9 protein-coding genes and 3 pseudogenes are annotated in these 12,641 nt (G+C 71.4%); 7 read left to right on the top strand and 5 right to left on the bottom strand.

Features of this window, described 5'->3' with window-relative positions:
- Positions 1-136 precede the first annotated feature (136 nt).
- The 4 genes from ACIBFB_RS11135 to ACIBFB_RS11120 are packed head-to-tail and all read right to left on the bottom strand — an operon-like array spanning position 137 to position 4,472.
- The gene (locus ACIBFB_RS11135) at positions 137-1,129 is read right to left on the bottom strand and encodes a Bug family tripartite tricarboxylate transporter substrate binding protein (RefSeq protein ID WP_397228769.1); all 993 of its coding nucleotides are present in this window, start codon (positions 1,127-1,129) and stop codon (positions 137-139) included.
- A 16-nt stretch (positions 1,130-1,145) separates the two neighbouring features.
- Entirely contained in the window at positions 1,146-2,693 is a 1,548-nt protein-coding gene (locus ACIBFB_RS11130; protein ID WP_397228767.1) for a tripartite tricarboxylate transporter permease, read from the bottom strand.
- A 28-nt stretch (positions 2,694-2,721) separates the two neighbouring features.
- The gene (locus ACIBFB_RS11125; RefSeq protein WP_397228765.1) at positions 2,722-3,414 is read right to left on the bottom strand and encodes a tripartite tricarboxylate transporter TctB family protein; all 693 of its coding nucleotides are present in this window, start codon (positions 3,412-3,414) and stop codon (positions 2,722-2,724) included.
- A gap of 14 nt (positions 3,415-3,428) precedes the next feature.
- Positions 3,429-4,472, bottom strand: a complete 1,044-nt coding sequence (locus tag ACIBFB_RS11120; RefSeq protein ID WP_397228763.1) for a tripartite tricarboxylate transporter substrate binding protein — start codon at positions 4,470-4,472, stop codon at positions 3,429-3,431.
- A 165-nt stretch (positions 4,473-4,637) separates the two neighbouring features.
- On the opposite strand from ACIBFB_RS11120, the gene ACIBFB_RS11115 reads away from it, so the two are divergent.
- The 7 genes and pseudogenes from ACIBFB_RS11115 to ACIBFB_RS11085 all read left to right on the top strand — a co-directional run.
- Entirely contained in the window at positions 4,638-6,293 is a 1,656-nt protein-coding gene (locus ACIBFB_RS11115) for an ATP-binding protein (protein ID WP_397228761.1), read from the top strand.
- Positions 6,294-6,361: 68 nt separating this feature from the next.
- Entirely contained in the window at positions 6,362-7,078 is a 717-nt protein-coding gene (locus tag ACIBFB_RS11110) for a response regulator (protein ID WP_397229257.1), read from the top strand.
- A gap of 216 nt (positions 7,079-7,294) precedes the next feature.
- Positions 7,295-9,526: an anthranilate synthase component I gene (locus ACIBFB_RS11105; protein ID WP_397228759.1), complete on the top strand. Its 2,232-nt coding sequence runs from the start codon at positions 7,295-7,297 to the stop codon at positions 9,524-9,526.
- Between the two features lie 109 nt (positions 9,527-9,635).
- Positions 9,636-9,776 carry a GPGG-motif small membrane protein gene (locus ACIBFB_RS11100; protein ID WP_397228757.1) on the top strand — a complete coding sequence of 47 codons (141 nt, stop codon included), beginning with the start codon at positions 9,636-9,638 and terminating at the stop codon, positions 9,774-9,776.
- A 139-nt stretch (positions 9,777-9,915) separates the two neighbouring features.
- A pseudogene (locus ACIBFB_RS11095) lies at positions 9,916-10,257 on the top strand (FAD-dependent thymidylate synthase); the annotation flags it as partial.
- Between the two features lie 147 nt (positions 10,258-10,404).
- Positions 10,405-11,097: pseudogene (locus tag ACIBFB_RS11090) on the top strand (LAGLIDADG family homing endonuclease); the annotation flags it as partial.
- 261 nt (positions 11,098-11,358) lie between these two features.
- Positions 11,359-11,823 (top strand): annotated as a pseudogene (locus ACIBFB_RS11085) (FAD-dependent thymidylate synthase); the annotation flags it as partial.
- 77 nt (positions 11,824-11,900) lie between these two features.
- On the opposite strand, the gene ACIBFB_RS11080 reads toward ACIBFB_RS11085, so the two are convergent.
- On the bottom strand, positions 11,901-12,641 hold the full coding sequence (locus ACIBFB_RS11080; protein ID WP_397228755.1) for a DUF899 domain-containing protein: 741 nt from the start codon (positions 12,639-12,641) through the stop codon (positions 11,901-11,903).

Below are 12,641 nucleotides of genomic sequence, written 5' to 3'. Positions count from 1 at the left end.
TCCCCGGTTCCCCGGTTCCCCGGTTCCCCGGTTCCCCGGTTCCCCGGTTCCCCGGTTCCCCGGTTCCCCGGTTCCCCGGTTCCCCGGTTCCCCGGTTCCCCGGCATCCTGACGCGCCCGGCCCGACGGGTTCGGGCTCAGTCGTCCTTCTCGGTCAGACCCAGCCGGTTCAGCGCCGCCCCCACCCGTTCCTCCTCCTCGGCCAGGAACACGGCGAACCCCTCACCCTCCAGATACGCGTCGGTCCACCTGTTGCGCTCCAGCTCGGCGCGCCACTCGTCCGACCCGTGCAGCTCCGCGACCATCCAGAGCAGTTCCTCCCGGTCCGACTCCGACAACCCCGGCGGGGCCAGCAGCCCGCGCCAGTTGAGGAAGCGCAGCGGAATCCCCGCCTCCGTCAGCGTGGGGGCGCCCGTCTCCGGGTCGGGTTCGGCGGAGGTCACCGCCAGCACCCGCAGCTGCCCGGACTCGATCGCCGCGTGCTGCTCGCTCGGCCCGGCCGCCGCGAAGTCCACCTCGTGGCCGAGCAGCGCGGCCTGCACCTGCCCGCCCCCGTCGTAGGCGCGGTAGTCCACCACCTTCGGGTCGATCCCCAGCTCCTCCGCCAGGAGCATCGTCACCATGTGGTCGGGACCGGCCGGGGTCGACCCGCCGCCGATCACCATCCCGGACGGGTCGGCGCGCCAGGCGGCGACCAGGTCGTCGATCGTCTCCAGGGGCGAGTCCGGCGGCACCAGCAACGCCTCCGGCTCCTCGATCAGCCGCGCCAGCGGCGTGGTCTCCGACACCGAGTGCGACGCCGACTCGATGTGCGAGTTGGCCAGCACCCCCAGCCCCATCTGGAGGACCAGGCCGGGCGTGCCCCGCTCGTACACCAACCGTGCCAGGGCGGCCGTGCCCGACACGCCCGGCAGGTTGAACACCGTCACGTCGCCGACCGTCCCCGACTCCTCCAGGGCCGCCTTGACCGTCCGGGCGGTCTGGTCGAACCCGCCGCCGGGCGGTGTCGGCACCATGATCCGCAGCTGTCCGGGTCCGCGCGTGGGCGCGCACCCGGACAGCGGCAGGCACGCCGCGAGGGGCAGCACGAAACCGGCGGCCAGGACGGCGCGCCGGTTCGTGCCCCTCATCTGGTCCGTCCCCTCGTCAGTTCGTCAGCGACTCCGCGCGGTCGGCGTCCCGGTCGGCGTCCTGGTCCGCGGCCTTCGCGGCGGACCGGCGGGCGAGGCGCCCGCGCACCGCCCGCACCAGGGACGGCGCCATCGACAGCACCGCCAGGGCGACCAGCGCGGCGGAGATCGGCTCCGTCAGGAAGACCGACCACTCGCCGCCCGAGATCTGGAGCGCCTGGCGCATCGACCTCTCCATGAGCCCGCCCAGAATCAGTCCCAGGATCATCGGCGCGGCCGGGAAGTCGTTCTGCCGCATCAGGAATCCGATGACCCCGAAGGCGGCCAGCAGACCCAGGTCGAACACGCTGAAGCTGAGCCCGTACACCCCCACCACGCAGAATACGACGACCAGCGGCACCAGGACCGTCTTCGGCGTGTTGAGCACCTTGGCGAACACCGGGATCAGCGGCAGGTTGAGCACCAGCAGCACCGCGCTGCCGATGTACATCGACGCGACCAGACCCCAGAACATCTCCGGCCGCTCGGCCAGCATGAGCGGACCCGGCTGCACGCCCAGCACCAGCAGAGCGCCGAGCAGGATCGCCGTGGTGCCCGAACCGGGCACGCCCAGGGTCATCAGCGGGACGAACGACCCCACGGCTGCCGCGTTGTTGGCGGACTCGGGACCGGCCACGCCCTTCAGGTTGCCCTGCCCGAACGTGTCGCCGTCCCTGGCGATGCGCTTCTCCATCGAGTACGACAGGAACGAGGCGACGGTGGCGCCCGCCCCCGGCAGCACGCCGGTGAAGAAGCCCAGCACGCCCGAACGCAGGGTCGGCGGCGTGATCTGGACCAGTTCGCGCTTATTCAGCCGGAGCGAGGTCACCCCGCCCCGGGCGCCGCCCTGGCCGCGGCGGTTGAGCATGACCAGCACCTCGGCCAGCGCGAACACGCCGAGCGCGACGATGAGGAACTCCACGCCCTCGTACAGTTCGGGCAGGTCGAAGGTGAAGCGGGTGATCGCGGTCTGGGAGTCGATGCCCACCAGCGCGATCATCACACCGACGACCGCGGAGACGAGCCCCTTGACGAGGTTGCGTCCCGCGAGCGAGACCACGGCGGTCAGGCCCAGCACCATCAGCGCGAAGTACTCGGTCGGGCCGAAGCTGACCGCGAACGACGCCAGACTCGGCGCGATGAGCATCAGACCCACGACACCGATCGTGCCGCCCGTGAAGGACGACAGGGCCGCGATCGCCAGCGCCTTGCCCGCCTTGCCCTGCTTGGCCATCGGATAGCCGTCGAACGACGTGGCGACGGTTCCGGCCACACCCGGCGCGTTGAGCAGGATGGAGGACGTGGAGCCGCCGAAGATCGCCCCGTAGTAGACCCCGGCCAGCATGATGATCGCCGACGTCGGGTCCATTCCGTAGGCGATGGGGATCATCAGCGCGATCGCGCTCATCGGGCCCAGCCCCGGCAGGATGCCGATGATGGTTCCGGCGAGGACGCCGATGAAGACGAAGAGCAGGTTCTGCGGGGTCATCGCGACCGCGAACCCCTGGATGAGTTGGTCGAGCATGATGCGGGTGTCTTTCGCCTCGATCGGGTCAGAACGGGAGCGGTCCGCTCGGCAGGACGACGCCCAGCCCCTCGGACATGGCCAGATAGAGGCCCAGGGGCAGGCCGACGGATACCACGGCGGTGACCACGTGGCGGCGGTAGCCCAGGTAGACGGTCATCGCGCCCAGGTACAGGGCGGTGGACAGGATGAACCCGAGGGGTTCGAACAGCGCCACGTAGGCGACGATCGCCGCGACGAACAGCCCGACCTCCAGGCGCGGGTCCTTCAGGCGGCCCAGCTTGAGCGGCTCGGCGGCGGACGCGGACCCGTCCGTGCCGGCGCCGGAGTCCGCGTCGGACCCGCCCGGACCGGCCTCGGCGGCGCCTGACGCCCCGCTCTCCCCGTCGGTCTCGTCCTCGTCCGCGGCCTGGTCGCGCTGGAAGAAGAGCAGCACCGCCAGCACCAGCATGACCACGCCGAGCCAGCGGGGTAGCGTGCCCGGCTGCACGGGAACGCTCACCGCCGTGTACTCGGGCACCTGGAAGGCCAGGACCAGGTAGCCGATCGCGAAGACGGTGAGCGCGATCGCCACCGTCCGGTTGCGGAACGCGAACGTCCCCCTCGGCTTCGTGCTCGTCGTGTTCGTGGACGTCTCGGTCTCGGTGGTCTCGCTGGTCTCGGACCCCCCGAGGGGGCGGAGCGGGGCCGCCCCCTCAGAGTCCGACTCGCGCGGGGTCATGGTGTTCTCCGTCGTCACTGGAGCCCGACCTCGGTCAGGATCTCGGTGTACTCGGAACGCTGCTCGTCGAGGAACGCCCCGAAGTCCGCACTGTTCTGGTAGGCGTCGGTCCAGCCGAGCGACGCCGACTCCTCCTGCCAGGCCTGCGTCTCCATGAGGTCGGCGAACAGGGTCTCGTAGTAGGCGACCTGGGCCTCCTCCAGACCGGCGGGAGCCATCACGCCGCGCCAGATGTCGAAGGTGAAGTCGATGTCCTGTTCGAGCAGGGTCGCGATCTCGGGGAAGGCCTCCACCGTCTCGGGCGCGGAGACGCCCAGCGCCCGCAGCTCACCGGCTTCGAGCATGCCCGCCGCCTCGCTGACCCCGACGACCGCGCTGTCGACGTGTCCGCCGAGCAGGGCGGTCATGGCCTCGCCGCCGCCGTCGAAGGGCACGTAGCTCGCGGCGGCGGCGTCGCCGCCAGCGGCGTCGATCGCGCCCGCCAGGGCGACGTGGTCCATGCTGCCGGGGCCGGAGCCGCCGCCGATGTTGGCGCCGCCGTCGCCGACCAGGTCGACCAGGTCCTGGAAGGTCTCCAGCTCGGAGTCCGCGGGGACGAGGTAGACCATGTAGTCCGTGGCCAGCCGCGCGATCGGGGTGAAGTCGTCGTGGTCGTACTCGGAGTCGCCCGCCATCGGCACCAGGAGGATGGGCGGGCTGGTCACGAACAGCTTGTGCGGGTCGGCCTCGTTGGCGGCCACGTAGGCCCAGCCGATCGCGCCGCCCGCGCCCGGCTTGTTGACCACCTGGATGGACTCGTCGACCAGGCCCTCGCTCTCCAGCAGGCGGGCGCTCGTGCGGGCGAGCGTGTCCCACCCGCCGCCGGTCGCGGCGGGCGCGGTGATCTCGATCGGGCGGTCCGGAGCCCAGGTCCCGTCGGCGTTGGTGGTTCCGCCGTCCGAACCGCAGGCGGACAGCGCCAGCGGCAGGACGGCGGCGGCCGCGGCCAGCCGCAGCGCCTGTGATCTCGTCGGCCCGTTCCCGGGCGTGGACGGGAAGCGGGATGTGATGCGCCGCATAGTGTCTCCGTAGGGGATGTCTCCGGTGTGTTCCGGATCTCTTGTGAGGCAACACACAGGCAAACAGACGGAAACACCAGTGAGAAGCGTTGTGATTCTTGTGCGGGCAATGGAGGTAACGGACGTTGTGTTCGTAGTGATCACGGACGATCGCGGGGCGCGGCCGTGACCGCGGCCGACAGCGCGGACGGCGCGAGCGCCGGGGCGGACGGGGGTTCGGGGCGGCGGCTCACCCTCGCCGGGCAGTTCCTCGCCCTCCAGATCGGCATCATCGTGATCGTTCTGGTCATGGTGGCCGCGGTCTCGCTCGCCCAGTCCGACGTCCGCCTGCGCCAGACCGAGAGCCGGCGCATGCTCGCCGTCGCCGAGAGCACCGCGGCCCGCGACACCGTCCGCGTCGGCCTGACCGACGCCAGCCGCCGGGACGTCCTGGCCCCCCTCGCCGAGAGCATCCGCGTGCTGTCCGGCGCCGACCTGGTCGTGGTCCACGACGACAGCGGTCGGCCGATCACCCTCGATCCGGCGCCCGTCGACGACGCGGACGAGGCCGGCCTGCCCGGGGTGGCCACCGCCCTGAGCGGTCGCGCCTGGACCGGGGTCTCCGACGTCGGCGGGGAGCGCACGGTCGCCGCCGCCGTCCCGGTCATCGGCGAGGGCGGCGCCATCCTCGGCGTCGTCGTGGCGGGCAGCGACTACCCCGGCCCCGGCGAACTGCTCGTGCTGGCCACCCCCAACCTGCTCGTCTACCTCGGCATCGCCAGCGTGCTCGGCGTCGTCGGCTCGCTGCTGCTGTCCCGCCGCGTCAAACGCCAGACCCTGGGCCTGGAACCCGAGCAGATCACCCGCCTGGTCGAGCACCGCGAGGCCATGCTGCACGGCCTCAAGGAGGGCGTCCTGGGCCTGGACGCCGACGACCGCGTCACCCTCGTCAACGACGCGGCCGTCCGCCTGCTCGACCTGCCCGCCCACAGCGTCGGCGCCGACCTGGCCGGCCTCGACGTGCCCGACGGCCTGCGGGACGTCCTGCTCGGCCGCGTGCGCGGGCGCGACACCATCGTGGCCGTCGGGGACCGGTTGGTCGCGCTCAACCGGATGCCCCTGGAGACCGAGGGGCGCGCCGTCGGCTCGGTCACCACGATGCGCGACCGCACCGACCTGGTCGAACTCCAGAACGAGTTGGACGCCAGCAGGACCACCACCGACACCCTGCGCGCCCAGGCGCACGAGTTCGCCAACCGGCTGCACGTCATCTCCGGCCTGCTGGAGCTGAGCGAGTACGACGAGGCCGCCCGCTACGTCAGCCAGATCGGCGGCGCCCGCGCCCGGCTGAGCGCGCGGGTCACCGAGCGGATCAAGGACCCGTCCCTGGCCGCCCTCCTCATCGCCAAGGCGAGCCTGGCCGCCGAGCAGGGCGCCCAGCTGCGGGTCGCGCCCACCGCCGATCTCGGCCACCTGTCCGAGGAACTGGCCGCCGACCTGGTCACGGTCGCCGCCAACCTGGTGGACAATGCGCTGGACGCGGCCACCCAGACCGCCGGACCCGACCGGCGCGCCTGGGTGGAGGTGGACGTGGCCGGCGGCGACGGCGAGCCGGTGCGCGTGTCCGTGCGCGACTCGGGGCCGGGGGTCCCGAGCGAACTCGCCGACCGGGTGTTCCAGCACGGGTACACGACCAAGGACGTCGCGGGCCGCAAACGCGGCCTCGGGCTGGCCATCGTCGCCCTGGTGTGCGCGCGTTGCGGAGGCGAGGCCACCGTCTCGGGCTCCGAGTTCACCGCCGTCCTGTACGACCGCCACGACGACGAGGAGAAGGGCCCATGAGCACGAGCCGAGCCGACGACCGGGGCGGCGAGGGGCACCCGGCGAACCCCTCGGCCGAGCGACCGCCGGTGCGCACGCTCATCGTCGACGACGACTTCATGGTGGCCCGCGTCCACCGGGCGCTGGTGGAACGCCTGCCGGGCTTCACCGTGGTCGGTGAGGCCCGCACCGGCGCCGAGGCGCTGGAGATGGTCGTCAGCACCCGCCCCGACCTGGTGCTCCTGGACGTCTACCTGCCCGACATGAACGGCATCGACGTCCTGCGCCGCCTGCGCGGCCCCGACGCCGGGCCCGACCTGCCCGAGGTGGACGTCCTGGTCATCACGGCCGCGCGGGACAGCGCCACGGTCCGCCAGGCGCTGCGCGGCGGCGCGGTGCAGTACCTCATCAAACCCTTCGAGCCCTCGGAGCTGGTCGAACGCCTGCGCGGCTACGCCAGGCTCCGCCGCGACCTGGAGATCGACGGCCCGCCCGACCAGGACGCCGTCGACCGCGCGTTCGGCGCCGTCCGGCCGCCCGAGCGCCCCGCCCCGGCCCGGAGCATGCCCAAGGGCCTCACCCCGCAGACGGCCGACCTCGTCCGGGCGGCGCTGACCCGCGCGGCGTCCGAGGGCGGCGAGGCGGCGGACATGTCGGCCGCCGAGTGCGCCGCCGAGACCGGGGTCTCCCGGGTCAGCGCCCGCCGCTACCTGGAGTACTTCGCCGAGCAGGGGCGCGCGGAGGTGCGGCTGCGGTACGGGACCGCCGGGCGGCCCGAGCGCCGTTACCGATGGTTGGGCGGGTGATGTGCCGGACCGGGTGGCCGGGGCGGGCGTGACCCGCTACACTCGGTCGCATGCGAACCGAGAACACACCCGTCTCCCAGTGGTGGCGCCGCTCCTAGGCGGTGCACCCGGTTCGTATACCCGAGATCAGCGACCGCCCCGGACCGGCGGTCGTTTCTTCGTTCTCACGGCCCCGGCCGGTGTGACCCGACCGAACACAGCGCCAAAGGACCGGCCGTGAACCCCAGCGACGTCGAAACCACCACGTACCGCACCCAGGGCGGCGTGACCGTCCGCCGCACCGCCGCCGCATGCGACCCCGAGGTGCTCACCGACCTCGTCCAGGCGGTCGAGCACCGCCGCGGCGGCGTCCTCTCCTCCGGGATGGAGTACCCGGGCCGCTATTCCCGCTGGCACCTGGGGTACGTGGACCCCTGCCTGGAGATCAGCGCGCGCGGGCGCCGCGTCACCGCCACCGCCCTCAACGCACGCGGCCGCGTGGTGCTGCCCGTGGTCGCCGACGCCCTGGCCGGCGTCGGAGCCGCCGAGCAGCGCGAGCGCACCTCCGACCACGTCGCCGTCACGGTCCCCGAGGCCGGCGCCGACGAGTTCTTCACCGAGGAGGAGCGCAGCCGGCGCCCCAGCGTCTTCACCGCGATCCGCGCCGTCGTCGCCGCGATGAGCAGCCCCGACGACGCCAACCTGGGGCTGTACGGCGCCTTCGGCTACGACCTGGCCTTCCAGTTCGAGCCCGTCGAGCCGCACATCGACCGCGACCCCGCCGACCGCGACCTGGTCCTGCACCTGCCCGACGCGATCGTGGTCCGCGACCGCAAGCGCGAGACCTGCGTGCGCTACACCTACGAGTTCACCGTCCCGGGCGACGGCGACCGGCCCGAGGCCGACACCGAGGGCCTGGAACGCGCCACCGAGCCGACCCCGCGCGTGGTCGCCGCCGAGGTCCCCGCGGGACCCGAGCCCGGTTCCTACGCGCGCATCGTCGCCGAGGCCAAGGAGAAGTTCCGCCGCGGCGACCTGTTCGAGGTCGTGCCGGGCCACCGCACCTACGCGCGCTGCTCCTCCCCGGCGCGCTTCTACGAACTGCTGCGCGAGCGCAACCCCGCGCCCTACGAGTTCTTCTTCAACCTCGGCGAGGGCGAGTACCTGGTCGGCGCCTCCCCGGAGATGTTCGTCCGCGTGACGGGTGAGCCCGGCACCGGTCAGCGGGTGGAGACCTGCCCGATCTCCGGCACCATCGGCCGTGGCGAGGACGCCCTCGGCGACGCCGAGAACATCCAGGAGCTGCTCTCCTCGGTCAAGGAGAAGTCCGAGCTGACCATGTGCACGGACGTGGACCGCAACGACAAGTCGCGCGTGTGCGAGCCGGGCAGCGTCCGGGTGATCGGGCGTCGTCAGATCGAGATGTACTCGCGCCTCATCCACACCGTCGACCACATCGAGGGCACCCTGCGGCGCGACTTCGACGCCCTCGACGCCTTCCTCACCCACATGTGGGCGGTCACCGTCACCGGCGCTCCCAAGACGTGGGCGATGCGGTTCATCGAGCAGCACGAGACCAGCCCCCGCCGCTGGTACGGCGGCGCCGTCGGCGTCGTCAACTTCGACGGTTCCATGAACACCGGTCTCACGCTGCGCACGGCACACATCAAGAACGGCGTGGCCACCGTGCGGGTGGGCGCCACCCTGCTCTACGACTCCGACCCCGAGGCCGAGGAGCGCGAGACCTTCCTCAAGGCGCGCGCCCTGCTGGAGACGCTCGCGCTGGGCGAGCGGGAGGAGGGGGCGGCGGCCGCGCACGACGGCTCCGCGGACTACGGCCTCGACCCGGTCGCCGTGTCCGCCGACGGGCTCCCCGGTGAGGGGATGAAGGTCCTGCTCGTCGACCACGAGGACTCCTTCGTCAACACCCTGGCCGACTACGTCCGCAGGCACGGGGCCGAGGTGACGACCGTCCGCTACGGGTTCGACCCGTCCCTGCTCGACCGGTTCTCCCCCGACCTGGTGGTGCTCTCCCCGGGGCCGGGCCTGCCCGTGGACTTCGGGATGTCGGCGCTGCTGGACGAGCTGGCGGAGCGGCGGCTGCCGGTGTTCGGGGTGTGCCTGGGGCTGCAGGCGATGGTCGAGCACGCCGGGGGTGAGCTGCGCACGCTCGACGAACCCGTGCACGGCAAGCCCGGGAAGGTCCGGGTGTCCGGTGGGAGCCTCCTGGAGGGGCTCGGCGAGGAGGCGGTCTTCCCGGCGGCCCGCTACCACTCCACCTACACGCTGCCCGAACTGGTGAAGGACTTCGAGGTCACCGCCGTCCTCGACGGGGAGGACCCGGTGGTGATGGCGATCGAGGACCCGGCGGCGCGGTGGTACGGGGTGCAGTTCCACCCCGAGTCGATCCTGACGGCGACCGTGGGCGAGGGGATCGTGGCGCGGATGCTGCGTCTGGCCCGCGCCTGAGCGGCGCGGCCCGTGCGTGGGGCGGCCCGCGCGCGGGCCGCGGTCCACCAGACGGAAACGTTGCGCCCGGCTGGTGTTCGCCCCACGCGCTTCCGGTCAGGGAACCGGCATGGGAATCATACTGACCATTCTCGGACTCGTCCTCATCGTCGCCGGTGTGCTGGGCATCCTGCGCGGGCAGCTGCTCTGGGGCATCGTGGCGATCGTCGTGGGGCTGATCATCGCCCCCGGATACTTCTACGGGATCTGAGGGGCGGGAGTCCCGGCACAGGACGTGTACCCTCGGGGAAGGCCAATCGGCCCAGCCCAGCGCACGTCTCCGTGGCCCGGAACCCCAGGCCGCGGCGTTGGCGTGTGCCCGGGGCTGGGAGCCATGAGGAGAGGGTGCTGTGAAGAAGGTCGAGCCGCAGGTACGCCTGGTCGCGCGTCCGCAGGTGGACTACGACGAGATCGCCGACTACCTCCAGGAGGTCGGGGGAGAGGCGTGGCTGGAGCGCTTCGACCGCGGTGAGCTGGACGCCCACCTCAACGACCCGCAGAACCTCGCCGAGTTCGCCGGCCGGCTGTGCTACCGGTCCTGGGAGCCGGGGCTGAACCCCAACGTCACCCGGGTGCGCAAGGACCAGGACGCCTACCTCGGCAACATCCTGGCGAGCCTGCACGGGTCGGTGCTGGAGCACGTCAGCTTCAGTTTCGTGCTGCACAACGTGTCGCGGGTGTGCTGTTACGATTCAGATACCGAGGTGCTCACCGACCAGGGATGGATTCCCTGGCCCAAGATCGAGGGTGACGAGACCTTCGCGACCCTCAATCCGGACAATGGTGAACTGGAGTACCAGCAGGCCACTGAGGTTTACCACGCTGACTATGACGGGCCGATGTATCGGGTCGCCTCCGAACAAGTGGACCTCCTGGTGACTCCCAACCACCGGATGTGGGTGCGCAGGTACGACACGCGGGCCGCGCGACGTGGTGAGCAGCCCTTCGGAGTGGAGTTCGCCGAGGATATCCTGCACAAGCGCGTCCAGTACCAGAAGGCCGCCACGTGGCGCGGCCACACGCCCGAACGAGTGGAGATCCCCGCGACGACACGGACGTTCACTCGCAAGGACACCGGGACCGAGGGGACCCGTCACTACCCGGGTGTCTCCCTTCCCACGGAGGCGTTCGCGCGGTTCCTCGGCTACTTCATCGCCGAGGGCAGCGTCAACGGCCACCAGATCGTGCTGGCCCAGAACCGGGGCCCGGTTCTGGAGAAGATGCGACAGACCATCGAGGAGATGGGTCTGTCCGCCTACGTTCCCGAGACGGGGAACGGAACTGTGCGCACCCAGTGCGCCGCCCTGCGCGACTTCCTCGCGGAACTGGGGCACTCCCACGAGAAGTACGTCCCCGAGATGGTGCACGGATGGGCACCGGAGACCATCGCGGTCTTCCTCGACGCCATGGTCGAGGGCGATGGGACGGTGCACGGGAAGTCCGGGCACCGGGTCATCTACACGAGTTCACCAGAGCTCGCCGACGACCTCCAGGTCCTGGCGATCAAGGCTGGGATGTCCGCCAACGTTCGCGTCGATGATCGTGTTGGCCTGGAACGCACCATGCCCAACGGGCAGAAGTTCAACAACCTGCGCCCCTGCTACGTGGTCTCACTTCTCAGCAAGCGTTCCCACCCCTTGGTCAACACGGGCAGGACCCAGCCCAGCCGGTATTGGAACGCCGAGGGCTACAACGACCAGATGGAGCACTACAGCGGTCGCATCCACTGCGTCAAGGTTCCCAACGGTCTTCTGTGGGTCCGACGCAACGGCAAGCCCGTGGTCTCTGGGAACACTCACGAGCTCATTCGGCACCGCCCGGGCGTGGCGGTCTCCCAGGAGTCGCTGCGGTTCGTGCGCCTGACGGACCTGCCGTTCTGGTTCCCGGAGTGGGCTGAGCAGGACCCGGAACTCATGGAACGCGCCGCGGAGATGCTCCAGAGGATGGAGGAGTTCCAGTTCTGGATGGCGGACCACTTCGGCCTCGACGACGAGGGCGTGAAGTTCGCCGAGAAGAAGCACAAGACCTCGTTCATGCGGCGCTTCGCGCCCGAGGGCGTGGCGACCGGTCTGGTGTGGACCGCGAACGTGCGGACGCTGCGGCACACGCTGGAGGCGCGCACCGCGCCGGGTGCGGAGGAGGAGATCCGCCTGCTGTTCCACCGCATCGGCCAGACCCTCCGGAAGGAGGCGCCCGCCCTGTTCGGGGACTACGAGGTCACCGACGGCGCCTGGGTGCCGCGCTGGCGCAAGGTCTGACCCGACGTGCGGCGCCGCCCGCTCCGGTCTTCCCCCGGGGCGGGCGGCGCCGCGCGTCAGCGGACTCGGCGGGGCGCTCAGCCGCCCCGCTTCTCGGCCCGCTGGGCCTCCTGCCCTCGGCGGTCGGCGTCCAACCACCCCTGCGCCGTCTCGGCCTCGTCGTAGTTGTCGTGCCAGTTCCACCACTCGTAGGGCGCGGTCTGCGGATAGCCCTCGGGCGAGTCCTCCCACGTCTCCTGCCGACCCAGGGCGGTCATGTCGAGAAGGCTCCAGGTGCTCCCCAACGCCTCGTCGCCGCGTTCGTTGACGAAGTAGGTGCGGAACACGCGGTCGCCGTCGCGGAGGAACGCGTTCGTGCCGTGCCATTCGTCCACACCGAAGTCGCGGTCGAAGTCGTCGGTGATCGTGTACCAGGGCATCGTCCAGCCCATCCGCGCCTTCACCCGCTCGATGTCCGCCTGCGGCGCGCGCGAGGCGTAGACGAGCGCGGTGTCGCGGGCGTTCAGATGCGCCAGATGGGCGAGGTGGTCGGCCATCATGGAGCAGCCGCGGCAGGCGTGGTCCGGCCAACCGAACACCCCGGGCTCGAAGAAGGCCCGGTAGACGATCAGTTGACGACGGCCGCCGAACAGGTCGAGCAGGCTCACCCCGCCCTCGGGCCCCTCGAACCGGTAGGACTTCTCGACCTCCGTCCACGGCATCCGGCGGCGCCGGGCGGCCAGCGCGTCACGGGCGCGGGTCAGCTTCTTCTCCTCCACCAGCAGCCGCTGGCGCGCCTCCTCCCACTCCTGCGGCGAGACGATCGGCGGTGTCTTCAT

It is taken from the genome of Nocardiopsis sp. NPDC050513 (genome assembly GCF_044457925.1).
GTDB lineage: Bacteria > Actinomycetota > Actinomycetes > Streptosporangiales > Streptosporangiaceae > Nocardiopsis.
The sequence above is the reverse complement of the archived record's forward strand: the minus strand, read 5'-3'. Positions and strand labels throughout refer to the sequence as shown.